Below are 25278 nucleotides of genomic sequence, written 5' to 3' on the forward strand. Positions count from 1 at the left end.
GGACGCCACCCTAGCGACTGCGCGCCGGTTCCGGCCGTCCACCGCGCACCTCCCCGGCGTCCTCGGCGTGCTCGGCGTCCTCGGCGTTCCTCCGCTCGGTGCGGCCGCCGCCCGTCCGCGGCCGCCGCCCCCACTCGTACGGGCCGAACGCGGCCAGGCAGACCAGCAGCGCCACCGCGAACACCGGCAGCCACAGCAGCCGGACCAGCGCCCAGCCCGCCTCGTCGGGGACGGTGTGCAGACCGGTCAGGGGCCCGTCCGCGAGCAGACCGACCGCGGTGACCGCCATCATCGCCGTCTGGTGCCAGAGGAAGACCGTCAGCACCGACAGGTTCACCAGCGCCACCGCCGCCCAGACCGCGGGACGCCGCACCGCCCGCCGCAGCGGGCCGAGCAGCAGCACCGCCGCACCGCACTGGGCCAGACCGAAGCAGACGGCGGCCGGGGTGGGCGGGGCCAGGTTGGAGATCCCGGCCCCGGGCACCCCGACCATCGAGGCCGGATAGCCCGCCCACCGCACGAGCCCGGCGGTCGCGGCGGCACCGCCCAGCAGCAGCGTCCACCCGGCGGCCCGGCCCGGCGTGCCGTTCCTCGCCCAGGCCGCGCCCAGGCAGTACGGCACCAGCCAGCCGGCCAGTACGTTGACCGAACCGGTCCAGGGCGGGCCGTCGAACCCGAACCGCAGCAGGTCCACGTACAGCACGACCGTCAGCGGCCAGACCGGGTGCAGCCTCGCCACCAGCGGGGTCGCCACCGTCAGCGCGGCGAAGACCAGCAGGAACCACAGCGGCGACAGCACCAGTCGCACCATCGTGCGGACCGTGTCCGCGCTCGTCCCGGCGGCGAGCATCACGGCCACCGCCACCGCCCACACCGCGAGCAGGACGGTCACCGGTCCGAACAGCCGGACCAGCCGGGCGCGCAGCCACCGCCCGCGGCTCTCCCCCGGGCGCGGGCGGCCGTATGGCTCCGCGCCGCCACCAGCCCGCCCACCAGGAAGAAGACCGCCAGGGTCTGGAACACCCAGGAGAACGGGACGAACCCGGTCAGGTGCTGGAGGGGGCTGGCGCCGTGCAGGGTGCCGCTGTCGGGGACCGGGGCGGTCACCAGCCAGTGGCCGAACACCACCCCGAGGACGGCCAGGGCGCGCAGGGCGTCGACGGCCCGGTCGCGGCCGGGCGGGGTCGCGGCGTCGATCCGCCGGGCCAGGGTGCGCGCGGCGTCGCGCGGGGACTCACGCACGGCCGTCCTCCCCGGCCGGCCGGAGTCCGGAGACGATCCGGACGATGTTCCGCAGCGCGAGCGAGCCGGGTCTGAGGTAGTCGCCGTGCCCGCCGTCACCCGCCGGAAAGACCCTCGCCCCGAAGCCCGGGGCCACCGGATCGGCGCCCAGCCCGATCGACACGCCAGCCGGTTCGGCCCTGGTGTGCGGCACGAGGGCGATCCAGTCCCTGCTGCTCCGCCCGGCCCAGACGGCGGCCCGGGTGCGCAGCGCGGCGGCGCTGTCGACACCGGCGCCGGGGCTGCCGTACAGCACGAGGTCGTCGGCCGCCAGTCCGGCCGCGGCCCGGCCGCAGAGCACGGCGCCGTAGGAGTGGCACAGGACGGAGACCCGGGTGCCGGGGCGGGCCGCGGCCAGCTCCGCCACGAAGCCCCGCAGGGCGGGGGCGGCGCCCTCCGCCCGGCCGGTGGTCAGCACCGAGGGGCCCAGCGTGTTCGGCGTCCGGTACCCGAGCCAGGCGACGACGGCGGAGCGCCCGTCCAGCTCCCACCACAGCGCCTCCGCGCCGGCGCGGAGGCTCTCGTACCGCTCGGGCTCGAAGTCGGTGTCCGCGCCGGGGACGAGGACGGCGATCCGCTCGGCGCGGGCCAGGTTCCCGAGGACCTCGGCGGACCGGCCGCCGTTGCGGCCGTCGAAGGTGAGGAAGTGCCGGTCCGGTGCGGCCATGGCGCGCAGCGCGGCGGCCCGCCGCCGGTCGCCGTGGCCGTCGGCCGTCCGGGCGGCGGCCAGGATGTTCTCGCGGTTGGCGCGGTACCGCACGGCGAGGGCCGCCGAGTCCGCGTCCACCGGGCCGAGCGCGGCCGGCGGCGGTGCCGGTACGTCCGCGGCCCCGGCCGCGCCCGACACCGGCACCGCCACCGAGGCGGCGACCAGCGCGGTGAGCAGGGCGCGTCGGATGCGCCACAGGTGACGTGCACCCCGTACACGTCTGCCGCGCGCGCGGAGCTGCATGGCGGGTTCCTCCCGGTGCCGGACGGCTGTCGTGCTTTCCGGCACCGAAACTATGGAGCGCGCCCCCTCACCCGCCTCCCTCCACGGGGCCCACCTTCCGGGTGGCTCTCAGGTACTACGAGTAGGGGCGGGGTCACCCGCGGGCCGCTCCGGCGGCGGGCGTACGGCCCGTCCGGCCCCGTGCGCGGCGCTCACGCCCTTCCCGGGCGGGGCTCCGCACGCCCGCGGTCACCCCGGGCGGCCCGGTGCCCGCACCCGCCGCTCCGGTGTGCACGGGGCGGCGCCGTCCCCCGCCGTCCGCGGACCGACGTGGGCGCTGGGGCTGATCAGGGGCGGCGCGCCGGAGTCGCGGAAGTAGGCGAGGAGGATCTCCTCCAGGGTGGGGGCGTCGGCCCGCCAGCCGCCGGCGACGGGTCCGTCGGGCCGCACGAGCGCGGTGAGCTGCCGACCGCTGACCCGTGACTCGACGACCGTGTGCCGGGCGAGCTCCGCAGGGACGTCCCGGCCGGCGGGCGCCCCGGTGAGCGCCCCGGTGAGCAGGGTGTGGGTGGTGAGGACCTCGTCGACCCCGCCGGCCAGCCGGATGCCGCCCGCGGCGAGGACGAGCAGGTAGTCGCAGCTGTTCTCCAGGTCGGCGAGCAGATGGGAGGAGAGCAGCACGGTGGTGCCGTGCTCGGCGGCCTCGGCCAGCAGGACGGACATGAGCTCGCGGCGCGCCAGCGGGTCGAGGCCGGCCCCGGGCTCGTCCAGGACGAGCAGGTCGGGACGCCGGCCGAAGGCGAGGGCGAAGGCCACCCGGGTGCGCTGGCCGCCGGAGAGGGCACCGGTCCGCGCGCCGAAGGGTACCCCGCCGGAACGGACGATCCGCTCGGCGGTCCGCTGGTCCCAGCGGGGGTTCAGTTCCCGGCCCAGCCGCAGGGTCTCGGCGACGGTGAACCGCCTGAACAGCGGCTTCTCCTGGGGAAGGAAGGCGACCCGCGGGCCGGCCTCCGCGATCCCGGGGGCCGCGCCGAACACCCGGACGGTGCCCGTCGTCGGCTTCAGCAGACCCGCCACCAGCCCCATCAGCGTGGTCTTGCCGGCGCCGTTCGGGCCGATGAGCCCGCAGACCCGGCCGGCCGGCAGCCGGAACGAGCAGTCCCGGAGCGCCCAGCCGCGCCGGTACCGCTTCCCCAGGCCGTACGCCTCGACGGCGGACTCCGCCGCCCCCTCCGCGCGCGCCCCGCGGCCCGGGGCCGCACTCACCCGAGTTCCCCGCCCGCGCCGCCGGGCCCGTTCCCGGTGGCCGCCGCGCTGCCGCCGTACCGCTCCTGCAGAACCGACGTGACCAGGGCGGTCACATCCTCCCGGTCGAGCCCCGCCGCACGGGCCCGGTCCATCCACTCCGCCAGTTCCCCGCGCAGCGGCGAGTCGGCGGCGGCCTGGGGCCGGGCCAGCGACCGGCGCACGAACGTTCCCAGGCCGGGGCGCGGTTCGACCAGTCCCTCCCGCTCCAGTTCCCGGTAGGCCTTGAGGGTCGTGTTCGGGTTGACCGCGCAGGTCCGCGCCACCTCCTTGGCCGTCGGCAGCCGGTCGCCCGGCAGCAGCACGCCGAGCCGCAGGGCCTGCTTGGTCTGCAGGACGATCTGCTGGTAGGCGGCGATCCCGCTCCGTCTGTCGATGCGGAACTCGATCTCCCTCACCCCCTCTGGCCGGTTCCACCGGCCGGTGGAACCGACGATGTAGGGGCGGCCCGGTCCTGTCAAACGAGGCGGACGGCGGGCGCGCGCGGCCGGCGGCACGGGGCCGCGGCCGTCAGCGCGGCGGCCGTACCTCGCGGCGGCGTACGGCCGCCGTACCGCCCAGCTCCTCCAGGAGGTCCGCCAGCAGGGCACGGGTCTCCGCCAGCCGCCGTGTCCCGCTCCGTTCCCCGAACCGCTCCTCCAGCGCGCGCCGCGCCGCACGGGCCGCCTCCACCGCCGCCCGGCCGCGCGGCGTCAGGCCGACCCGGCGGATCCGGGCGTCGGCGGGGTCGGGGACGCGTTCCACATAGCCGAGGCGTTCGAGTTCGGCCACGGTCTTGGACGCGCCCTGCTGCGTCATGTCCAGCTTCCCCGCCAGCTCGCCGACGGTCGGGTGCGCGTCGACCAGGTGCTGGAAGACGTAGCCGTGGGAGAAGCGCAGGCCGGCGAAGCCGCGGGCCGCCAGCTCGTCCGCCACCCGGGCGGCGGCGGTGAAACCCAGGAAGAGGGCGAGGGTACCGGTGTCCAGTTCTCGGGGGTCGACAGGCTGCACACCACCATCCTGCACTTGACAACCTCGGTTGTACAACTAACGTTTCAGGCATGCCGGAGCTTCAGCGACACCCCAACGTCGATCTCGCCGTCCGCTACCACCGAGCCGTGTCCCGGGGTGCCACGGGTGAGGAGCTGGCCCGCTTCCTCCACCCGGAAGTGGTGCACCGCGAGCTGCCCAACGCCCTCCTCCCCGTCGGCGCCACCAGCGACCTGGCCGCCCTGCTCCGGGCGGCCGAGCGCGGCGCGGAACTCCTGGCGGAACAGGACTTCGAGGTGCTCAACGCGGTCGCGGCCGGCGACCGGGTCGCCCTCGAGGCCCGGTGGACGGGAACGCTCGCCGTGCCGATGGGCGACCTGCCCGCGGGCCGTGTCCTGCGCGCCCACATCGCGGCGTTCCTGGAGATCCGGGACGGCCGGATCACCGCCCAGCGGAACTACGACTGCTACGAGCCGCTGCGGCAGTGACGGCGGCGGCTCCCCAGGACCTGCCCGCGGCCCCGGGAACCGCCGTCCTCGCCCCGGACGCCGCCCGCCCGGCACCTCAGCCGAAGGAGAGCGGGATCTCCTCGGCGCGCAGTTCCGCGACGGCCCGGCCGTACATCCGGGACTTGATCACACCGAGCGTGGGGCTCGCCTTGGACGCCAGGGACCCGGCGATCTCCAGCGCGGTGGCGCGTACGGCCTCCTCGGCCACCGCCCGGTCGACGATCCCGGCGGCGAGGGCCTCCTCGCCCCCGTAGCGGCGGGCGGTGACCATGGCCTCGTGGGCGGCCCGCGGGGTCAGCCTGGCCTGGATCAGGGCGGACATGCCCGGGGTGAAGGGGATGTGGATGTCGGCCTCGGGCAGGCACCAGTAGCCCCGGTCGGCGCGCATCACCCGGAAGTCGTGGCACAGCGAGAGCATGGCGCCGGCCGCGAAGGTGTGGCCCTGGAGGGCGGCCACCGTGACCAGCGGCAGGGTCAGCACCCGGGCGAAGAGCTCCTGGACGCTCGCGGCGTACTCGGCGGCCCGGTCGGTGTGGGCGAGCAGCCAGTCGAGGTCCAGGCCGTTGGAGAAGAACTTGCCGGTGGCCGCCGTCACCAGGGCACGGGGCCCCTCGGCGTTCTCCACCTCGTCGAGCAGCGCGCCGACCGAGGCGATCCAGTCCGGGTGGAAGCGGTTCTCGGTGTCCCCGAGGTCGAGGAGGAAGACGTCGTCCCGGCGCTCCAGCGTGGGCATGGGGTGGCTCCTTCGGTCAGGGAGGCGGGAGGGCGAGCCCTCCCGCCAGGATGCTACCGGCAAGTAACTACTCGGACGGCATGTTATCCGGCTCCCGGCGGGCACCCGGCCACCGCGCCCCCGTCCCGCGCGTCCCCGCGGAACGGGGAGTGCCGCCCGGGACCCGACAGCCGGACAAGGGATGCGCCGAGGCGAAAAATCCCGGTATGCGCACCCGCGGGGTGTCCGGTGGGCGAGAATCGGCCACCACGGCCGGCCGCCGCCCCGCACGGGAGAAGGGCGGCGGACGGCGGGCCGGAGCGGGAGCGACGAGGAGATCCGATGGAACAGCCCGGGAGGCCGCTGAAGGACGACCGGGACCTCACCGGTCCGCGTCTCGCGCTGAACGCCGATCCCGATTCCGGCCCCGGTCCCGGCTCCGACCCGGTCACCGAGCAGATCCGGACGCTCACCCGCGCCCAGGTCCGGCTGCGCGGTCTGCTGGAGGCCGTCCTGGCCATCAGCCGGGAGCTGGAGCCGTCCGTGGTGCTGCGCCGGGTCGTCACCACCGCGATGGAGCTGGTCGACGCCCGTTACGGAGCGCTCGGCGTGCTGGACGAGTCCGGGGAGCGGCTGGCGCGGTTCATCCCCGTCGGGCTCGACGAGCGGGAGGAGGCAGCGCTCGCCGGCGTCGAACCGCCGCGCGGCCACGGCCTGCTCGGTCATCTGATCCACCACCCCGAGCCACTGCGGGTCGAGGACATCGCCGCCCATCCCGGCTCGGCGGGCTTCCCGCCCGGCCATCCGCCCATGCGCACCCTGCTCGGGGTCTCGATCGGCGTCCGGGGCGAGATCTACGGGGACCTGTACCTGAGCGACCGGCGCGACGGCCGCCCCTTCGACGCGGAAGACGAGGAGATCGTCATCGCGCTGGCGGCGGCGGCCGGGGTGGCCATCGAGAACGCCCGGCTGTTCGAGCGGGTGCGCTCCGGCGCCGAGAACTTCCAGCGCATGCTGCTGCCCCGGCTGCCCGATCTGCGCCCGTTCGGCGGCGCGGCCGTCTACCGGCCGGCGAACGCGCCCGAGCAGCTCGGCGGCGACTGGTACGACGCGATCCTGCTGCCCGACCGGTCCTGCGCGGTCGTCATCGGCGACGTCATCGGCCACGACCTGACGGCCGCCGCCGCCATGGCCCAGACCCGCAACATGCTCCGCGCCCTGCTGTACGACCGGCGCACCCCGCCCAGCCTGGTCCTCACCCAGCTCGACCGCACCCTGGAGGCGATCGCCGACAGCCCCGTCACCACCGCCTGCCTGGCCCGCGTCGAACCGGACGGGCCCGCCGGGGCCGGTGGCTCCGCCGGGGCGACCGCCTGGCGGCTGCGCTGGAGCAGCGCGGGGCATCCGCCGCCCCTGGTGGTCACCCCGGACCGGCGGGCGGAGTACCTGTACGCCGAACCCGGCGTACCGCTCGGCGTCGACCCCGGCCTGCCCCGGCCCGACCACACCCGTCCCCTGCCGGACGGGGCCGTGGTGGTGCTCTTCACCGACGGGCTGGTGGAGGATCCCCGGCGCCCGCTCGACGAGACGATGGCGGCACTCGCCCGGGTGGCCGCCGACCACGCCGCGCTGCCGCCGGACGAGCTGTGCCGCGTCCTGGCCGACCGGCACACCGGCGGCGGGCACGACGACCTGGCCGTCCTCGTGCTGCGCGTTCCGGAGCGCGCCGTCCGCCCGGACTGACCGCAGGCGCGGGGAGCGGAGCCGCCGCACGGGCGGGCCCGGTGCCGGCGGGTCCGTCCGTGCGGCGTCCGGTCCCGGCGCCTCAGGAGAAGTTCACGTCACTGCAGATGTAGTACACCTGGTCGGCGTGTGAGGCCTTCCAGATCGTGTACACGATGTGGTGCCCGGTGCGGCCGGGGGCGCTGACGTCGACCAGGATGTCCGAGGCGGGGGCGTACCGCCCGGTCGTCTCCAGCAGCTCCAGATCGCCCCAGCCCAGCCGCCGGGTGGTGGGGTCGAAGCCCTGCCGGGTGACGTAGACCCGCAGGTAGTCGGCGCCGTGCAGGGCCTGGTCGCGCAGGTGCACCGTGAAGTCCTCGCCGACGTCCGTGGTCCGCCACGGGCCCGGGTTGTCCATGGACCGGTAGCGGCCGTCCCCGGTGAGGCCGGCGCTGCACAGCTGTCCGTCGGGGATGAACGCCTGGTGGTCGCCGCCGACGTTCTCGCGGTACAGGCCGTTCCAGTTCCACATGGCGTTGGTGTCGTCCTGCCAGGCCTGCCAGCACATGGGGTCCTCCCGCTGCATGGCCGGGTTCTGGAAGTCGCTTCCCCAGCGCAGCCAGCAGCCGTAGTTGCGGGAGGCGGGATCGATGACCGAACCGTGGGCGGCGGCCGGTTCGGCCCACGGGACCAGACCGACGAGGACGGCGGACAGCAGTGCGAGGATCCGGAGCGCCCAGCGCTCCCTTAAATCATGCTCATGACAATCCAACACGGACTCTTCGCCTTTCGAGATGAGGGCTCCTGCCGGAAGCGCCGGGAGTTCCTGGGAGCGCTCCCAGGCGCTTTGGCCGCGTTATCCCCGCGACCGTCCGACCAAAACACATTCGACAACGATTCGACAGAAACCGATAACGGAGCCCACTCGGCTCCACACGGCACCGACCGTCCCGCCGCCCGGACCACCCTCTGATCTCACAGGTTCCCTCCCCCCGCCCCCTCCGGCAGAGTGGGCCTCACGCTGCCACGGGGGGCGGCGCCGCGCAGCCGCACGGCGGCCCGGCGTCCGGACCCGCTCCGGCTGCCGGTCGCCCCCACCCGCAATACCCTGGACCCAGGGCGGAACGAAGTCCGCGAACAGGAACGGCCCGCGCCCCCGCCCGTCCCCCGTATCCCTCCGTAAGGGGAAGTCCCATGTCCGCCACGCACACAGCCGAGTTCGAACACGTCATCCACACGGCGAACATCTGGTTGAAGGCGGTGTCGGAAGCCCTGGGGACCGAGGACCGCCACCTCGCCCACCGGGTCCTGCGCACCTGGCTGCACACCCTCCGCGACCGCCTCACCGTCGACGCCGCGGCCAACTTCGCCGCCCAGCTCCCCGAACTGCTGCGCGGGGTCTACTACGACGGCTGGGTCCCGAGCAGCGTGCCGGTCAAGTACGACCGCACGGCCTTCGTGAACCGCTTCGCGCAGGAGGCCATGGTCAGCACCGAGGCTGTCCCCCGGATCGTCCCCGCGGTCACCGACACCGTGCGCGGGCGTCTGTCGCCCGGTCAGCTGGACCGGGCCATGGAGCAGCTGCCGCACGGCGTCCGCACCCTCTTCGAACCGGCCCCCGTCTCGGCCTGACGGCCCCGCGGCCGGCCGTGCGCGCCGCGACCACCGAGCCGGTGACGGGAGACCCCGTTCCGTTCCGCGCCGGGCGGCGGGTGAGGGGCGGATGCCCGGCACGCCGGGCACCACCTCGTACGTCGTGGCCGACGCGGCGGACAACGATGCGTTCTCTCGCCTGCCACGGCGCGGGCCAGGTGCTCACCCGCTAGCGGGCACTGCGCGAGGTGCGCGGGACGGCACTCCGGAACGAGCCGGAGTTCCGGGGTTCGCCGTCCGCACGTCCTCCTGGCACGGGTCGGCCGGGAGGCGCCCGGCTGCTGCCGCTCGGCATCCTCAAGAGCCGGCAGGGCCTGACCGCGTCCGCTGCGGCCGCCCGGCGCCGAGACCGTTCTCGTACGCGCGGTCGGCAGGACGATGAGGATCGCGCCCAAGGCGTACATGACGTGCTCACTATCGGCCGCGGGTGCCTCGACCAGCTCACGCGCGAAGAAGCCCGGAAGGTGCTCCAGGGAGTCGTCGTGCTCCCCGACCGCGTCCAGGACGCCCGCCAGCCAGTTGGATCCTTGATGGCGTACCTCGCCGCACACCTCCTTCAGGCATCGTTTCTTATGGCTGACACTCGTGCCGTTGACCGACCGGGTGAGTGTCAGTGCGACGTGGGAGTCTCCGCGGCATGAGTTACGACCTTGCTGTCTGGGAAGGCGAGAGGCCGGCGGATGACAAGACCGCTGGCCAGGTCTTCAGCGACCTGTACGACCGCCACATCGACGGCGAGGTGGAAGAGCCTCCGTCCGAACGCATTGCGGCGTACGTGGCTGTGTTGCTTGAACGGTGGCACGACATCACCGAGGACGAAGAGGACACCTCGCCCTGGTCAACCGGGCCGTTGATCGATGAGGCCAGTGGTCCGCTGATCTACTTCGCCATGCGGTGGAGCATGGCTGAGGAGGCGTCTGCCTACGCGGCGGCCGTCGCGGAGTCCATGGGGCTGGTCTGCTTCGATGTTCAGCAGGACCGGCTCAGGCCGTGAGCGGGGCCGCCAACCGGCGGTAGCCGACCAGGGTCGCGGCTATGCCGACGAAGGCGAGGAAGTGTTCGGCCTTGCGTTCATAGCGGCGGTGGAGCCTTCGGCAGCCTGCCAGCCAGGCCACGGTTCTTTCGACTACCCAGCGATGTCGGCCCAGCCGCTGCGAGGACTCGACGCCCTTGCGGGCAATGCGGTGGCGGATCCCCCGTCGACAGAGCCACGCGCAGGTGGTCGTGGATCTTGGGCCCCAGCTTGCCGCGGTCGGTCGGATCCGGTCCCGTCAGTGGCCCCCTTTTGCGGCCCGCGATCCGCAGAGGTGGGACGGGTTCGGGGACCGGCGCCTGGAGGCTGCTGGCCTCGCGCAGCCAGGTCCTGGACAGCGACCAGGCGAGATGGCTGGAGAGTGTGGACTTGCCCGCGCCGGGCTCACCAGTGATCAGCAGATGCTCGTGTCCGGCGAGCGCCTCGGGAAGCGGGGGCAGGGCGTCGGACGTCTGTGTCTTGCGATCGCCGTCGTTCCCACCGTGCCGGGCGCCGGTGACGATCTGCGGCTCGTCGCCCAGCGGCGGGCTTCCCCCGCCGGCTGGGCACGCACCTGTCGGCGGACGTAGATCACCGACAGCGGTGGCTCTTCGACGCCGAGGATGTCGTAAGGCAGTCGCTCCACCACCTTGCCCTGGGCCTCCAGCAGCGCGCGCAGGGCGAGTGTGGGGAGGGGCAGTTCGGTCCACGTTGTGAGCCGGGGGCGCTTCGCCTCCCGGGCGCGGCCGCCGGCCCGGCCCGGACCGCGCGGGACGAGAAGCCCGTGACCGGAATGCCACCCGGCCGCCGCTCCGGAAAAGCCCGGAAAGCGTCCCTCACCGGACCGGCCGGCGGCGGGAGCGCATGGTCAGCCGTACGGCGAGGAGGACGAAGGCGGCCACCAGGACCGCGATGCCGACGGCCAGCAGGTAGGCCAGGGTCTCCGCCACCACCCCGATGATTCCCAGGACGACGGCCACAAGAACGAGGAACAGGAAGAGCGCCATGTTGTGAGCACCCCTTTCGCAGGGTTTCGCGCTGGTCGGGAGCGGCCGGTCAGCGGCGGGCCAGCCGCCGCTCACCGTTGCCGCCCGGCTGGTAGGCCAGGTCGTAGTGCCGGAAGACCGACTCCTCCTGCTCGGCGGGCAGCACGTCGTCCGTGCCGATGGCCGGGGCCTTCTTCACCAGCGCCTTGTCGTACGGCACCTGGACGTAGTCCGGCCCGGCGACCGCCTCGCCGACGGGGACGAACACCAGGCGCTGGCGGGTGGGCAGTCCGGTGCGGACGGTGGCCATGGCGGGCTCGTCGGTCACCGTGTCCACGTAGACCGCCTCCAGCACGCCTATCTTGTGCCCCTCCGGGTCGATGACGTCACGGTTGCGCCATTCGCGGATGTCAGCCGTCTGGATCATGCTCTGCTCCCTGTGCGGATCGTCGGTCGGTACGGGTCTTCCCGGGGGCCGTGCCGCGGCTGCGGCCCCCTCCCGTACAGAACGTTCCCGGTATTCGCCGCTCGATGGCACGGGGCGGCGCCGGTCCCGCTACACCTCCGGCCCGCCGCCGTCACCGCCCTCGCCGCCGTCATCCCCGTCCCGGGAGGCGTAGGTGTAAGGACTGGAACTCCCCCCGCCGTCCGGGAGTACGGGCTCGCGGACGGCCCGCCACTCCTTCTCGCCCATGGCAGCGCGAACGTGCTCGACGGTCTCCGCGGCGGCCGCGCGGGCGGCGGCCAGGCAGTCGCGGAGGCCGCCGAGCAGCGCGTGCTCGTACTTGACGACCCGGCCGTCGACCATGACGGTGTGCACGTCACCGCGGCCCGCCTGGAGCACGATGTGCCCGTAGGGGTGGACGACCGGTGACATGGCGGGCGACCGGTCGTTCTTCACCAGGACGAGATCCGCCTTCCTGCCCGGGGTGACGCTGCCCGTCACGGAGTCGAGGCCGAGGGTCCGCGCGCCCCCCAGCGTGGCCCACCGTACGACGTCCTCGGCGCGCAGCCGGTGGTGGGACACCGTCTCACCGCGCTCGTGGGCCGCCAGATGTGCCCTGCCCCGTGCGGCGTTCAGGGTGGCGCGCATGGCGGAGAACAGGTCGGCGCTCCCCCACATGGCGGAGTCCGTGGACAGGGACACCGGTATCCCGTGCTCGCGCAGCCGCCGGGTCGGCGGGTACCCCTGGCCCGCGTTGAGCTCGCTCTCCGCGGCGACCGAGGCGGTGCCGCCGGTGTCCGCGATGCGCCGGTAGGAGTCCGGGGACAGCGACGCGGCGTGCACGTAGGTCACCGCGGGGGTCATGAAGCCGTGCTCCCACATCAGCCGGATGCTGTCGTCGTCGGTGGCGCCCCACACCCCGGCGTGGGTGGTCACGCGCAGCCCCAGCTCGCGCGCCGCCTCGAACGCCGCCCGCTCGGGGAAGGCCGGGTCACCGGTGACGTCGAAGGCCAGCTGGAGACCGAGCATGTCGTCCCCCGGGGTGAACCGGCGCTCCGCGAAGGTCCTGAAGTCGGCGCCGGTGGCCCACTCCCAGGGGGCGCCGAGCAGGTTGCCGTACGCGAGGACATGGCGGCCGGGCACGGCCCGGAGCGCGTCCACGGCGGCGTCGGCGTGCTCCGGGGTCCGCAGGCCGTGCGACCAGTCCAGGACGGTGGTCACCCCCGCGTCGAGCGCCTCGACGGCGGCCAGCAGGTTGCCGGCGTGGACGTCCCGGGGCCGGAACACCTCGCCCCAGTTCAGGTAGCAGAAGGCGAAGTACTGGCCGAGGGTCCAGTCCGCGCCGATGCCGCGCAGCGCCGTCTGGTACATGTGGCGGTGGGTGTCGACCATGCCGGGCAGCAGGATGCCGCCGGCGGCGTCGATCTCGGCCGTCCCGGCGGGAACGGCCAGCCTGCGGCCGACCGCCTCGACACGGTCCCCGGTGACCAGTACGTCGCCCCCCTCCACCACCTCGCCGGTGTCCACGGCCAGCACCGTGGCACGGCGGAAGACGACGGGACGGCCGGGGACGAAGTCCCGCGGGTCCGTGGCGGGAGTGGTGTCCGTGGCCATGGTCAGGCTCTCCCCTTCTCGGCGCTCTCGGCGTTTCCGGTGTTTCCGGTTGTCGGCCGCTGCCCCGCCGGTACGGCCGCACCGGGGTGAGGGCGCGTACACGGGCGCGGCTGCTCCCTTCCTTCTGCCGGGCCGCGAGAATAGGAGGACCACGCGGGCACGGGAACAGCGCCTTCCCCGGACCCACCCGGAATCGGTCACGGGCGGCTCCCCCGCCCCCCGGCAGGGGCCACCGCCTTGGGGGACGCTCTCCGGCCGCGGACTGAGACCAGAACCGGGGCCAGCCCCACCAGGGAGGCCCGCGCCCGGCGCCGCCGCAGGATCAAATAACGCGGAAGGGCCCAGGTCACAGACGTGACCTGGGCCCTTCCCGGAGTGAGCCGCCTAAGGGAATCGAACCCTTGACCTACGCATTACGAGTTGTCCGATCTTGTTCCGCGACCGTCCGCCAGCGTCCGCCAAGAAGGCAGCGTCGCAGCTCAGCGCCTTGATGGACGCTGATGGATGAACGTGGACCGCCCCAGAACATCAGCCAACCGAGACCAGGACTGAGACCAACTCGGCGAGTTGAAACTGCCTCAGTCCACAGCTTGTGCCCGGGCAGCAACCGTCTCGGAGTTCCGGGTTCCTAGAGTGTCCGGCGCTTACATCGCAACCGCTTCGTCCCGGGCTACCGGCACTACGGTCACTGAGGTCTCCGCGCCCAGTCATCCGGCCAGCCTGGAGCCGCTGTCGGTTGGCTGCGGTCGTGGTGGTTGCTGTACTCCGCTGCTGTACTGCACCTGTCTTCGGTGCTGGTGGAAGCGGTCACTGGCGTGGTCAGTCGCAGGCGGCCTGGACCTGGCGCAGGAAGGCCGGCCACTGTCGAGGTTCACTGCTGTACCCCGCGCTGCGGAGGGTGAGTTGCAGGGTTTTCTTAAGGGGGTGGGGGGATTGCAGGATCGCCTCGTTGCGCTGGGCGAGGCGGTGGAGTTCTTCGGGGGTGGGTAGCCGGTCGCTCTTGGCGCTGTTGCAGGTCTGGTGGGTGGGGGCGAGGTTCCAGATGACATCCAGGTCGGGGCCGCGCCAACCGGAGACGGCACCGAAGCGCCGCATCAGCGAGTGAGGGAAGACGTGATCGACGGCGATTTCGTCGCCGGGGGTGAGGGGGGCCGTGCAGAGCAGGCACCGGCCGTGCTGGAAGCCGATCAGGGCGTCGGCGACTCCGGTGACCGAGCGGCGGCGGTGCTTGTCCGTGAGTTTCAGCGTGGCCCAGTCCACCGCGACGCCCTCGGTGATGAGGCTGCGGCCGACGCCGGCGGCGAAAGAGCTCTCCACGATGCTCCACCGCGCGCCCAGCTCGGTGCGCAGCCCGGCGGCCTGCTCGGACCGGGCGACCTGGCGCAGGTCTGCGGTCAGGCGCACGATCCGCTTCCGCGGGCTGCCGACCAGCTCGTAGAAGCGGTGGGCCACCTCGGTGCCGCCGCCCAGGTTGTGGAACTTCTGCATCACCATCGCGGGCATGGACCGCACCGCCGCGTCCAGGAGCCGCTCGGTGGGATGGCCCAACGTGGTGGACCCCTCGGTTTCCTGCCGGGCCACGGTCAGGAAGTCCGGCTTGCCCAGCAGCGGCCCGGACGGCGCCTGGGGCGCTTCGGCTAGATGCACCACCAGGCCCATGGCGTAGGGCACGGCGATCTCGTCCAGCGTCACCTCGGTGCGGTCCTGGGCGGCGTACTCCAGCAGCGCGGTCCCGAGGGCGAACTTGTAGGTGCGGGTGTTGGCTCCCATCAGCACCGCCAGCCGCCAGGAGGTCCGGGCGCTCGGCTCGACCCGATAGAACTCCGCCGTCATCACTTCCTCCCCACGACGGCACGGTGCTGCGTACGGAAGACCAGTGTGCTCCAGCGCACCTCCGCCCGGCCCAGCCGGTCCGGCCCCTCGCCGCGGTGCACCACGGTCAAGCCGAACCGTTCGGCCAGGGCGACGGTCTCGGCCGCGGACACATCGAACATCCGCCGCCCGGCCGGAGGCGGTCCGTGCCGCAGCGACATGGCCACACACACCCCGGGCGCGGTCAGCTCGGCCACCCGCCGCATGCCCTCGACTCGCTCGCGGCTGTCCAGGTGCATCCATACCGCGGACAGCAGCACCAGATCGAAGGGCCCGCACAGACCGGTCAGGGCAGGCAGGGCGGCATCCACCCACTCGATCGCCGCGCCGGCGTGGAGGCGCTGCCCGATCCGCCGCAGCTCCGAAGTGGGCTCGACCGCCACCACCGCATAACCGCGCGCGGCCAGCGCGGCGGCGTCCCGGCCGCTGCCGGCCCCGATGTCGACCACCCGGCCCGGAGCGGGCGGCAGCCACGGCAGAAGATCCCCGTGCACGTCCTCAAACGTCACCCCCTCGTACAGGCAGGCCAGCGCCTCGGCGTCCTCCCCGTAGCCCACGGTCCCCGGCAGCCGAGCCATGCCCGTAGCGCCTCCTCACACCTCAACCAGACAACTCCGTACGCCGCACACCATGGCAACCAGCCCCAAGCTGCCACTTCCCTGTGACAACCGCTTTACAAGTTCGGTCTCCCCTCGGCCTAGTCGGGGCCCGCCTCGTGCACCAGGGCCACACGTGGCTGCTGTGTGTCGCCACCGTCCGGGCTCGTTGATGTCACGTTAGATGTCAGCGGAACAGCTCCGGCACCAGGCAGGTCTCCAGAGGCTCATCAGGCCGGTCGGCCCAGCGCCATCAGCGGCTACCCGTCAGTCTTGTCTAACCTCCCCTGCCTCACGAGTGCGAACCAAGTGCACCATGAACGGCCTTACGAGTGTGTTCAGCCCTGGGGGAGACGGCAACTTATGCAAACGCATAGCGGAGATCAAGCCGTGTGTGTCATCGTGTGTCAATGCTGCGCAGAATCAACAGATGGGCACGAGTAAAGTCGCACCCTGCCGACGCGGTGAGCACCCTCACCAGTAAACTCCCCGCGACTTACCAGCCAATCATTCGGCCGCTCATCGAACGTCAGTCGGAATTGTTCGGAGTGCCGGAATCAGCCTTCACTGGCGGTGACTCTGGCCCGCATGCCCGCTCTTCTTTCCCTACCGAAGAAGACGTGGTCGATGCCGAGATTTACGCATTCGGTAGTGTTCTAATAATTCTATGCGTTTCCGAGGCATTGCGCCTCAGTCATGAGCGCAACGACGAAGGCGAGATTGTAACTACCGAGGAAAAGGACTGCAGGGTCCGCCTTACTTATGCAGTGCCCTTCGTCGAGGACCCCGACGTTGCGGAATTCGAAAGGATTATTGCTGAAGTTTGGAGAGGAATCGAATTTAGAGATCCGCCGTCGCGGAGTCGGCGACTGCGAGAAATGGCGCAAGGTAAGCCGAATACGACTCGGCTACCTACTGACGGAGAGTTGGATGCAGCTGAGGCGCTATCGGACAAGTCCGTACGACGGTTGGCTATAGCGATCAAGTCGTCTAGCGGCCTGCTACTGAGTGACGCGCCGAAGCAGATCCCACCCAAGGAGCGGGGGCGCATTGACGCTATTGTTCAACTTCTTATCGACAAAGAGCTGGTCGATACCGAAATAGTTGTGATCTGTCGAGACTCGTCTGCTCAGGTTAATCGCGTTGCTACGGCAGATGTATTGAACGGCCTAGACGAGCAGGGTGTTCGATGCGCTTGCGGGCGTCCGCTATCAGAAGAAAAACACGAAAAAGCACTCAGCGTAACCGACTTTGCTCGGTCCATGCTTGATGGCAGTGCCTGGCTTTCCGTCTTGGTGCTGCGACATTTGCTCAACTTCGGAGTACCCATCCACAGCATTCGAATGGAGCAGGAGTATTCCGGGGAGGAAGTTGACTGCGTGGCGGAGATTTATGGCCGTCTCGTGCTGTTCGAGCTCAAGGACAAGGAATTCAACCTCGGGAATGCATATTCCTTCGGCGCTAAGGTTGGTATTTTTCGACCGGATGTTCCTGTGATTGTCACTACAGAGAAAGTCGGGGCCGACGCGAGGGATCATTTCGCCAGATCGGCCGTTGCTGACCGGCGAAGCAGGAGGTACGCGACCGAAGGCCCTGTTGGAGATGGAGGTATTAAGTTTATCGAGGGTCTAGATAGCCTCAAGGCCGGGATCGAAGGAATCATCACTGAAATTGCGGGCGCCGCACTGGCACCACAACTTCGATCAGCGCTTTCTTTCTCAAGCGCACACCCTGCGGCCTTGTTGGCCGCTTGGGCGGGCGTAGAACGTTCGTCGACTCCCGAATAGTTAGCCAGATAGGTCGGCGTAGCGGCTTTGGGCTGGAGCTGATTTGGCGTGAGTGATCATGACCCATTACGCTAGCCTGCGGATCAGGCGGATTTGTGAGCCTGCCCGTTAATGCCCGATCTTGGGCCATTTTCTTAGAGGCTCGCGCCAAATTGACTACCTAAAACCGTGGAGCCGACCGGCCTCAGCCACAAAAGGGTTTTCCTCCCTCCGCCCGCGTGCACGCAGCGCTGCCGGGTGCGGCCTGCCAGGGCGAAGACAGGAGGCAGGCCGCGCCGTGCGCGGGCCTTGACTCCGTGAAGAAAGTTGTTACTCAGACACCGGTCGTGATGGGTCGAAGCGGGCGCCCGTACTGCTCGCCTGACCGCTCACAGGCGCTCCGCAAACGAGTCGGCTGGTGAAGCCTTGAGAGACGAGGCGTTCGTACGCGTGGCGCACGTCGCTGGGTACGTCTTGGGCGACCATGAAGTCCTGAGCGGGGTAGAGCATTAGGCGTTGCAGGGACCCGACTAGCATGTCGATCACCAAGCGCGCGTCCTGGATGGAGTCGATGTACTCGGTCAGGGACATGGGGGCGGACGCGCTCACCCACTCGACTTCGGGCCACAGCTTGCAGGCTGTCGCGTAGGCCCGCCGTTCCTCGTACGGCTTGCTGACCAGGAGGACGGACGAGACGGGGACGCCCTGCTCTTCGAGCAGGGAGCGTGAGAAGCGGATGTTCTCCCCGGTGTTCCGGGCGCGCGGCTCAACGAGGATCGCTTCCGCCGGCACACCCAGCTCTACCGCTCGCTCGCGGTAGTGCTCGGCTTCGCCCCGCGGCATGCGGTCGCGTGTCGTGGGGCTGGTCGCGCCGGTGAAGACGATGAGCGGCGCCATGCCGCGGTGGTAGAGGTCCGCGGTGGTGTCCGCCACGCCGAGATCGTGGCTTCCGAGGCCGATGGCGACGGAGCAGGGGCGCACCTCGTGTCCCATCTGCTGGAACTCCCAGAGACATTGAGCGTCCGCCCACTCCTGATCCGAGATCACTTGGACTCTCCTCCGTCGTTTGCCGAGTCGGGCACCTTGAAGTCGTATGTCCACGAGAAGCGCGTTGCTGCGTGGACACCGATCGCGAACTCCACCACGGTCCCGTCCGCGGTGAAGGTGGTGCGGTGGAGTTCCACCACCCACTCGCCCGGTGAGAGCTGGAGGAGCTGCGCCTCCTCCGCCGTGGGGACACGTGCGAACAGCGTCTCCTGCATGTGGTCGATCTCGTATCCGGCGTCGTAGAGGACGCGGAAGCCACCGCCGCGGCCGGCGGGCCCCGGCGTCGGATCGACGATGCGGGTTCCCTCGACGTGCTCGGGGCGGTAGTAGCTAGTCAGTGTGTGCGTGGGCTGGGAGCCCTCCTTGACCACACGTGCACGGGCGTACACCTCCGCACCTTCTGGCAGGCCGTGCGCCTCGGCGACAATCGTCGGCGCTTTCACCCGGCTGACGGTCTGCGTCTGCTCGTTCCGGCGGTACGCGCGCCCGGAAGCCACCCGGTCCGCGATGAACGCCACCTCGTCGCCGTCGCGCCACTTGGCCTTGTCGTACCGCGCGATACCGAGCCGCTTGAGCGGTGCCCGCTGGCGCACAACGGTGCCGTGACCGCGCGACGAGGTGACCAGTCCCTCGGCCTCCAGCGCCTTGTAGGCCGCGTGGACCGTGGACTTCGAGCCTTCACCCGCTTCGACCAGCTCCCTGATCTGCGGTAGCTGATCTCCCGGGGCGTACTCACCGGCCCTGATCTTTTCGGCTAGTCGGTCAGCGAGTTCTCGCCACTTGGGCGCCATGTAGCACTCCTCTCAACACCGCCAGTGAAACACAGTCCCAGGACTGTTGACAGTCCTGGGACTGTGCGTCATCGTCTTGCTCAGCGGCTCGCAGTCCTAGGACAGCGAGCTTCGGAGGGCCTTGTTTGTGCTGCTCCGAAACGCAGGGCGGACACGCTGCAGGACCGCCCGACAAGGCCAGAGGACAGGGCTTCGGCCCGACTGGCGAGGTGGCCCGGTGACCGCGAGCAACGGCCGGAGGGTGGGGACACGGTCCCCCTTGCAGCACGTCCCTTTCCCTGCGACCGACAGGAGCTCTGATGTCCCGACGACCTCGATAGACACCGCCGTGACGGACCGGCCGGCGGTGTCTGTGCGGTACCCCGGTCCGCCCTCTGCCTGGCACCGCAGCGGCTGACGCTGCGGCCGGTTGCCTCCTCCGCCCGTCCGGTTCCGCGTGCTGCGCGGCGCTGTACGGGCGGGGCGTGGGGAGCCGGATGTTCCTGCTCTACGGCCGCGGCCCCGGTGGTGCAACACCGGGGCCGCTCTGCTGGGCCGTTCCACTGTGGAAGGGATCCACGACCCATGAAGCACAGCATGACACTCCAGGCGGTTGCCGCTGACCTGGCCGGCGGGGAGCCGTCGGCCGCCGAGCTGGACGCGATCGAGGCCGAGATGCCGCTCATCGCGGCCGAGGTCGAGCTGCTGGACGCGCAGATCACGGTGCTGGACCGGGTGCCGTCCGAGCTGGATGCCCGCCGCCTGCGCCGCGCTCGCCGCCGGGTGCTGGCCGCCCGCCGGGCGCTGACCAACCAGGGCATCGCCGGTTCGCCGGAGGTGGCCTGATGGCCGGCACGTTCACCGCGCAGTTGGCCACCCGCGGCGGCCGGTGGCACCTGTACGTCGCCCTGCTGAACACCGGGGAGCCCTGGCCCGACCACGACTTCGGTACCCGGACCACAGTGCCCACGCGGGCGGAGCGTTCACGCGCCTTGAACGCGCTGGGCTACACGCTCACCGACGACGCCGAATGGACGTGGGTGGAGGACAGCGAAGTCCACGATGACCCCGCCTCGCCGGTGCTGCTGATCGCCGCGACCAGGGTGCGGGAGGCGGCCCGGTGAACAGCGTTCAGATCCGTTCAGCCGAACGTGCCTTGTCGGTGGGGACGTGGCTGATCGTGGCCGGAGCGATGCTCTACTCCATCCTCACCGTCACCCCGCTGATGGCCAAGCACACCCCTCAAGGGTGGGGCTGGACCGCGCCGATCCTGCCGCTGGTGGTGGACGCCGCGGTCGTCATCGTGGTCCGCCTGGACGCCGTGCTAGCCCGCCTGGGCGGGCACGGCGGGCGGTGGCCGGTGGTGCTGCGGTGGATGACCGGCGCCATGACCCTGGCGCTGAACGTGGCCGACTCCGCGCTGAAGAAGGACCTGGTGGGCGTGGCGGTGCACGCGGTGGCGCCGCTGCTGCTGATCGTCACCGCCGAGACCGGGCTGGCCTACCGCCGCGCCATCGCCGCCGCCCAGGAAGCACAGGAGGCCCGGCAGCGCGCCGAGCGGGAGCGGGCCGAGCAGGCGGCCCGCGAGCGCGAGGAGGCGGCCGAGCGGCGGGCCCGGGCCGAGCGCGAGCACGCCGCCCTGCTCGCCCGTGAACAGCGTGAACACGAGGCCCGCCTCGCCCGCGAGCAGGCCGAGCGGGAGGCAGCCGCGCGGCGGGAGGAGCGGGAGCGGGCCGAGGCCCGCGAGCGCGCCGAGCGGGAGGCTCGTGAACGCGCGCAGCGCGAGCGTGAACAGGCCCAGCGGGAGCGTGAACGCCGCGAGCGGGAGGAGGCCGAGCGCCGCGAAGCCGAGCGGCGGGAGCGGGAAGCCGCCGCCCGCCGGGAGCAGGCCGAGAGGGCCGAGCGGGAGCGCCGTGAACGCGCCGCGCTGCTGGCCGGCGGGCCGGTGAACGAGAAGCTGCCCGAGGAACGGGCCCGCCGGATCGTGCACGCCGCGTTCGCCGAGGGACTGCCGGTGCGGGCCGCGGCCGAGCTGTGCGGCTGGTCGATCGGCTGGGTCTCCGCCCGCTACCAGGAACTGCGCGACCAGCCCACCCCGGCCGACAGCGCCGGGCGGCCGGTCAACGGCACCGCCCTGGCCGGTAGGCCCTGATACGGCTGCACCAGCGCCCGCTACAGCGCCTCCACCCACTCGCGCATGCGTGACCTTAGCGACCCGTTTTCACCTGCTCTGTCGCACGGGCCCGGCCGTCCACCTTCCACAGCTTCGGCCGGGCCGCCCTCCCAGAACAAGGAGTGCACTCAGCATGACTGACACCACTCTCACGCCGGTAGCGGGCCCCGAGGCCCCGCCGGACGCACCGCCGCCGCAGCAGGCGCCCGAGCAACCGGCCCCCGCGCCGGCCGCCGAGGTGGACCACACGCCCGGCGGTTGGCCGGTCGTTCCGCTCGCGGTGACCGGCACGAACACCACCGCCACCCTGCTCGGGGCCGCTGCGCTGGTCGGCGGACCGGCGGCGCTGGCCGTTGCCGCCACGGGCGCGGTCGTCGTCGGCACGGCCGCCGCCGCGCGTACCCGGCGCGGGCAGCGCGGTACGGCGCGAGCCGCCCGCACCAACACCGCCCGTACGGCGGTCGGAGCGGCACCAGGGGTGCGCGGTGCCCGCAGGGGCGGGACCGGCCGGGTGCCGCTGCAGAAACGGCCGACCAGCCTGAGTAAGAGGAACGGCGCGGGCCACGGGACCAGTACGGCCGGTGCCCGAGGCAAGGCCGCCCACCGGGCTGCCGGTTCGGGCCAGGCCGGATCGCTGCCCAGGGCCCGCGCGGCATCCGCCAGTGCTGGCACCCGACCGGGCCGCGCCGGTGGACGGATGGCCCAGGCGCGGGCAGTGCGGGAGGCGGCTCGTGCGTCGGCCCCAACGCGGGCCGCACGGCGGGCTGAGACGACCGGGGCACGCCGCGCGGTGGCCGACGCCCGCCGCGCTGCAAAGCACCGGGCCCGCACCGCCTCCCTGGCCGGTAAAGGACCGGTCGGACGGACCGCGGCCAAGGCGCTGGGCGCAACGAGCGCGGCCCGCCGCAAGGCGGTGGACCGGGCCCGTGCGGCGCGGGACCGCGCGGCGGCCCGGCACCTGGACGGGCAGCGGGAGGCTGTGCGCACGGCACCGGCCCGCAAGCGGGCCCGGAAGGCGCTGTGGCGATCGGCGGCCCGGTTCCAGGGCCGCCGACTGCTGGCCGCGCTGCTGGCGGGAGCGCTCGGGCTGATCGGGCTGGTCACCACCCCGCTGGGCCGCCGCCTGGGCTGGGCGTGGCTGATGTACCCGGGCCGCCGCTTGTACGCCCGCCTGACGCGCACCGCTGCCGAGCAGCGCGCCGCCCGCGATGCGGCGATCCGCGAGCGGCAGGCGGAGGAGACCGCAGCGGAGGCGGACGACAGCGAGCAGATCGGGGACACCGCCGAGCGCCCGGCCGGCACCGTCCCCGCTGCCCCCAGCACGACCACCAGTGAAGGAGAGAACATGTCCGGTTTCCGGTTCGAGGAAGCCGCGGCCGAGATGGAGGCCGCGGCACAGAGCTACGAGCCCGAGAACGCCATGGAGATCCTCGCCATGGTCGAAGGGCTTCCCGCCGCGCTGACGAGCGTGGCGAACGTGATGCGGATCCTGGCCGAGCGCGCCGATGGCGAGTTCCCGCTGGAGAAGGAGGTCGCGGACGGCTTCAACGACATGTTCGGCGCGCTGATGTCGGCCGTCGCCGTGGCCGAGGACATGGGCCCGCTGTTCCGCCAGGTCCACGAACAGGACATCGCCCGCCACGAGGACCCGCGCAACGGGCCCCAGGCCGAGAAGGGATGGAACGTCTGACCATGACCACCAACACCGCCTCAACGGGGCCGGTGTGGGACTGGGCGGCCGGTCACGGACCCGTGACCGGCGCCCTGTCCGCCACTACCGGATGCCTCGCCGTCGCCACCACCGGTACGGCCGCCGGCATGCCGCCCGGCTGGGCGCTGGCCATCGGCGCGGCCGGAGCCATCGGCCACACCGTCACCAGCCTCCGCGACCGCCTGGCCGCCCGCACCGTCGCCATGCGGGCCGCCTCCTGGCTGGTTGGTGCGGGCTGGACCACCTGGGCCATGACCTCGGGCCCGCTGTCCTGGACCGCGCTCGGCTCGCTGGCCACCCTCGGGGTCGGCATCGGCGCCGCCGCCCGCGCCACCCTGCTGCACGAGGAGGCCCGGGAACTGGAGGCGATCGCTGCTGCCGAACGCCAAGTGGCCGCCGAGCTGTCCGCCGAACGCCGGGCCATCGCCGCCGAATGGGTCGATCGGATCCAGCGGGTGTGCGGGATCACCGTGCGGGTGCGGGCGGTGGAGATGTGGCCCACCGGCACCGGCTTCACCCTGGACGCCGACCTGCCGCCCGGCGGGACCACCTACGACCGCATCGCACGGGAGGCCCCCAAGCTGTCGGCGGACGCCCGGCTGCCGCACGGCTGCACCGCCACCGCCTCCCCGGGCATCGACCAGGGCCGCGTGCTGGTGGACGTGACCACCGTCAACGTGCTCGCGAGGGAGGTCACCTACCCCACCGACTACGGCCCCCTGTCGGTCCTGACCGGCATCCCCTGGGGACTGCGGACCAACGCCGAGGAGATCCGCGCCTACCTGCGCGAGCAGTGCGCGCTGGTCGTCGGTCCCACCGGGTCGGGCAAGACCAACATGGTCCACACGATCCTGGCCGGGTTCGCCCGCGCCGAAGACGTGCTCACCTGGGTCATCGACCTCAACGCCGGATCGGCCGGCCTGCCCTGGGTCCGCCCCGCCCTCGACCGTGACGGGCGGCCGGTCGACGGCATGCGACCCGGGGTGGACTGGCTGGCCGCCTCCCCCGAGGAAGCAGCCCTGATGCTGGATGCCGCGGTGCGGGTCGCCAAGCACCGCAAGACCGTCTACCAGGACCTGATGGCCCGCGCGAACACCGACCTGCTGCCCATCAGCGCCAAGATTCCGCAGATCATGCTGGTCATCGATGAGGGTGCGGAGATCCTGGCCGGTAGCGACAAGCAGTCCCGCATGCTCGCGGCCAAGATCCTGGAAGTGATCCGGATCGCCCGCGCCATGGGCATCCGCACCGTGCTGACCGCGCTCGGGGCCACCGGCGCGGTGCTGGGCAACCTGATGATCCGCCGGGAGGCCAAGGTCCGCGTCGCGCTCACCGGCGGAGAGACCGAGGGCATGGACCTGTCCAAGCAGTTCCCCGGCTCCCGCGGGTTGCGGGTGGACCAGGCTCCCTACAAGGGCGCCGGGTTCATGGGCACTCCCGAGTCCCCGGCCGCGCTGTTCAAGTCCTGGCGGATCCTGCCCAACCAGATCCGCGACATCACCGCCGCCACCGCCGACCGTCACCCCACTCTCGACGCTCCGTCCGCTCAGGCCGCCGGAGACGCCTACGCCCGGCGCTGGGATCCCGGCCGCACCGCCTGGATGCGCGACCAGCCCAGCACTCCCGCCGCCACCGGCCACGGGCAGCAGGCCGACCAGCCGAGCGGGCTGAACCTCTCCGCGCTCCGCAGCGAGCAGCTGCCCACCGCGGAGCCGGACGAGGAGGAACTCGCCCGGCGCTTCCGTGAGCAGATCGACGCCCAGTTCGCCACCGCCCCCGAAGCGAGCGCGGCCGAACCGGACGAGCCGCAGCCGCCCGCACCGGGCGGGCTGAACCTGTCCGCCCTCAAGGCTGGAGATAACCCGGCCCGCGATGCGGCACTGGCGCTCCTGCTCGCCGCCGGCCCCGAGGGCACCGGAGCCTCAGCCATCGCTCGCGCACTGGCCGACGAGCACGGCACCACCCGGCAAACCGTCGTCGGCTGGCTCAAGAGCTGGACCGAGGACGGCACCGCCGTACGCGTCGGCACCGGCACCAAAGCCCGCTACGTCCACTACCGCCACGCACCCGACAACCCCACCGAGCAGTGACCGCCTGTCGTCTGTCGCCCCGCCCGTACGCAGCCCCCCAGACGACTCTGTGAGGGCCGGAAACGACTTGTGACCTCGGCGCGACAAGTGACAAGACAAGACAAGCGACACCCC

Annotated in this window: 23 protein-coding genes and 2 pseudogenes; 10 read left to right on the forward strand and 15 right to left on the reverse strand. The window is 72.1% G+C overall.

The genetic code is table 11. The annotated features are described in order from the left end of the window. Nucleotides 1-10: 10 nt before the first annotated feature. From V1L54_RS18465 to V1L54_RS18485, 5 genes and pseudogenes are all read right to left on the reverse strand, one after another. Nucleotides 11-1242 (reverse strand): annotated as a pseudogene (locus V1L54_RS18465) (acyltransferase family protein). Further along, the gene (locus tag V1L54_RS18470) at nucleotides 1235-2233 is read right to left on the reverse strand and encodes an alpha/beta hydrolase (protein ID WP_330119150.1); all 999 of its coding nucleotides are present in this window, start codon (nucleotides 2231-2233) and stop codon (nucleotides 1235-1237) included. Before V1L54_RS18470 ends, V1L54_RS18465 begins: the two are co-directional and overlap by 8 nt. A gap of 228 nt (nucleotides 2234-2461) precedes the next feature. Continuing rightward, on the reverse strand, nucleotides 2462-3478 hold the full coding sequence (locus V1L54_RS18475; RefSeq protein WP_330119151.1) for an ABC transporter ATP-binding protein: 1017 nt from the start codon (nucleotides 3476-3478) through the stop codon (nucleotides 2462-2464). Beyond that, complete coding sequence (locus V1L54_RS18480; protein ID WP_443076696.1) at nucleotides 3475-3906, reverse strand: GntR family transcriptional regulator; 432 nt, start codon at nucleotides 3904-3906, stop codon at nucleotides 3475-3477. The genes V1L54_RS18475 and V1L54_RS18480 overlap by 4 nt, the downstream gene beginning before the upstream one ends. 121 nt (nucleotides 3907-4027) lie before the next feature. Further along, entirely contained in the window at nucleotides 4028-4507 is a 480-nt protein-coding gene (locus V1L54_RS18485) for a MarR family winged helix-turn-helix transcriptional regulator (RefSeq protein ID WP_330119153.1), read from the reverse strand. Nucleotides 4508-4557: 50 nt separating this feature from the next. Here V1L54_RS18485 and V1L54_RS18490 point away from each other — a divergent pair, with 50 nt between their 5' ends. Further along, a complete protein-coding gene (locus tag V1L54_RS18490) occupies nucleotides 4558-4974 on the forward strand; it encodes a nuclear transport factor 2 family protein (protein ID WP_330119154.1) in 417 nt (138 codons plus the stop codon). A gap of 76 nt (nucleotides 4975-5050) precedes the next feature. Here V1L54_RS18490 and V1L54_RS18495 read toward each other — a convergent pair whose 3' ends face one another. Further along, complete coding sequence (locus V1L54_RS18495; RefSeq protein WP_330119155.1) at nucleotides 5051-5728, reverse strand: enoyl-CoA hydratase-related protein; 678 nt, start codon at nucleotides 5726-5728, stop codon at nucleotides 5051-5053. A 321-nt stretch (nucleotides 5729-6049) separates the two neighbouring features. Between V1L54_RS18495 and V1L54_RS18500 the strand changes: the two genes are divergently transcribed. Continuing rightward, nucleotides 6050-7450 carry a PP2C family protein-serine/threonine phosphatase gene (locus V1L54_RS18500; protein WP_330119156.1) on the forward strand — a complete coding sequence of 467 codons (1401 nt, stop codon included), beginning with the start codon at nucleotides 6050-6052 and terminating at the stop codon, nucleotides 7448-7450. A gap of 82 nt (nucleotides 7451-7532) precedes the next feature. Here V1L54_RS18500 and V1L54_RS18505 read toward each other — a convergent pair whose 3' ends face one another. Then, nucleotides 7533-8201 (reverse strand): lytic polysaccharide monooxygenase auxiliary activity family 9 protein, encoded by a 669-nt coding sequence (locus V1L54_RS18505; RefSeq protein WP_330119267.1) that lies wholly within the window; start codon nucleotides 8199-8201, stop codon nucleotides 7533-7535. A 422-nt stretch (nucleotides 8202-8623) separates the two neighbouring features. On the opposite strand from V1L54_RS18505, the gene V1L54_RS18510 reads away from it, so the two are divergent. Both V1L54_RS18510 and V1L54_RS18515 read left to right on the forward strand, forming a co-directional pair. Beyond that, nucleotides 8624-9061, forward strand: coding sequence for a DUF2267 domain-containing protein (locus V1L54_RS18510; RefSeq protein ID WP_330119157.1), 438 nt, complete (start codon nucleotides 8624-8626; stop codon nucleotides 9059-9061). A gap of 658 nt (nucleotides 9062-9719) precedes the next feature. Next, a complete protein-coding gene (locus tag V1L54_RS18515) occupies nucleotides 9720-10076 on the forward strand; it encodes a hypothetical protein (RefSeq protein ID WP_330119158.1) in 357 nt (118 codons plus the stop codon). Here V1L54_RS18515 and V1L54_RS18520 read toward each other — a convergent pair. The 6 genes and pseudogenes from V1L54_RS18520 to V1L54_RS18545 all read right to left on the reverse strand — a co-directional run. After that, nucleotides 10066-10299, reverse strand: a pseudogene (locus V1L54_RS18520) (transposase); the annotation flags it as partial. The gene V1L54_RS18515 and the pseudogene V1L54_RS18520 overlap by 11 nt on opposite strands. A gap of 631 nt (nucleotides 10300-10930) precedes the next feature. Next, nucleotides 10931-11101, reverse strand: coding sequence for a hypothetical protein (locus tag V1L54_RS18525; protein ID WP_330119159.1), 171 nt, complete (start codon nucleotides 11099-11101; stop codon nucleotides 10931-10933). 49 nt (nucleotides 11102-11150) lie between these two features. Then, a complete protein-coding gene (locus V1L54_RS18530; protein WP_330119160.1) occupies nucleotides 11151-11507 on the reverse strand; it encodes a PRC-barrel domain-containing protein in 357 nt (118 codons plus the stop codon). 129 nt (nucleotides 11508-11636) lie between these two features. Then, nucleotides 11637-13139, reverse strand: coding sequence for an amidohydrolase family protein (locus V1L54_RS18535; protein WP_330119161.1), 1503 nt, complete (start codon nucleotides 13137-13139; stop codon nucleotides 11637-11639). Nucleotides 13140-13958: 819 nt separating this feature from the next. Next, nucleotides 13959-14972 carry an HNH endonuclease gene (locus V1L54_RS18540; protein ID WP_330119162.1) on the reverse strand — a complete coding sequence of 338 codons (1014 nt, stop codon included), beginning with the start codon at nucleotides 14970-14972 and terminating at the stop codon, nucleotides 13959-13961. Further along, a complete protein-coding gene (locus V1L54_RS18545; protein ID WP_330119163.1) occupies nucleotides 14972-15589 on the reverse strand; it encodes a class I SAM-dependent methyltransferase in 618 nt (205 codons plus the stop codon). The genes V1L54_RS18540 and V1L54_RS18545 overlap by 1 nt, the downstream gene beginning before the upstream one ends. 428 nt (nucleotides 15590-16017) lie before the next feature. On the opposite strand from V1L54_RS18545, the gene V1L54_RS18550 reads away from it, so the two are divergent. Beyond that, the gene (locus tag V1L54_RS18550; protein WP_330119164.1) at nucleotides 16018-17394 is read left to right on the forward strand and encodes a hypothetical protein; all 1377 of its coding nucleotides are present in this window, start codon (nucleotides 16018-16020) and stop codon (nucleotides 17392-17394) included. Nucleotides 17395-17703: 309 nt separating this feature from the next. Here V1L54_RS18550 and V1L54_RS18555 read toward each other — a convergent pair whose 3' ends face one another. Both V1L54_RS18555 and V1L54_RS18560 read right to left on the reverse strand, forming a co-directional pair. After that, nucleotides 17704-18420: a YdcF family protein gene (locus tag V1L54_RS18555; RefSeq protein WP_330119165.1), complete on the reverse strand. Its 717-nt coding sequence runs from the start codon at nucleotides 18418-18420 to the stop codon at nucleotides 17704-17706. Next, nucleotides 18417-19211, reverse strand: a complete 795-nt coding sequence (locus V1L54_RS18560) for a GntR family transcriptional regulator (protein ID WP_330119166.1) — start codon at nucleotides 19209-19211, stop codon at nucleotides 18417-18419. The genes V1L54_RS18555 and V1L54_RS18560 overlap by 4 nt, the downstream gene beginning before the upstream one ends. 564 nt (nucleotides 19212-19775) lie before the next feature. On the opposite strand from V1L54_RS18560, the gene V1L54_RS18565 reads away from it, so the two are divergent. The 5 genes from V1L54_RS18565 (at nucleotide 19776) to V1L54_RS18585 (ending at nucleotide 25164) form a co-directional block, all read left to right on the forward strand. After that, nucleotides 19776-20036: a DUF6284 family protein gene (locus tag V1L54_RS18565; RefSeq protein ID WP_330119167.1), complete on the forward strand. Its 261-nt coding sequence runs from the start codon at nucleotides 19776-19778 to the stop codon at nucleotides 20034-20036. After that, complete coding sequence (locus V1L54_RS18570; RefSeq protein WP_330119168.1) at nucleotides 20036-20314, forward strand: DUF6303 family protein; 279 nt, start codon at nucleotides 20036-20038, stop codon at nucleotides 20312-20314. Before V1L54_RS18565 ends, V1L54_RS18570 begins: the two co-directional genes overlap by 1 nt. Continuing rightward, nucleotides 20311-21342, forward strand: a complete 1032-nt coding sequence (locus tag V1L54_RS18575) for a DUF2637 domain-containing protein (RefSeq protein ID WP_330119169.1) — start codon at nucleotides 20311-20313, stop codon at nucleotides 21340-21342. Before V1L54_RS18570 ends, V1L54_RS18575 begins: the two co-directional genes overlap by 4 nt. A 154-nt stretch (nucleotides 21343-21496) precedes the next feature. After that, a complete protein-coding gene (locus tag V1L54_RS18580; protein WP_330119170.1) occupies nucleotides 21497-23053 on the forward strand; it encodes a hypothetical protein in 1557 nt (518 codons plus the stop codon). 2 nt (nucleotides 23054-23055) lie between these two features. Beyond that, entirely contained in the window at nucleotides 23056-25164 is a 2109-nt protein-coding gene (locus tag V1L54_RS18585) for a hypothetical protein (RefSeq protein WP_330119171.1), read from the forward strand. Nucleotides 25165-25278 lie beyond the last annotated feature (114 nt).

This window comes from Streptomyces rubellus, assembly GCF_036323805.1.
Lineage (GTDB): Bacteria > Actinomycetota > Actinomycetes > Streptomycetales > Streptomycetaceae > Streptomyces.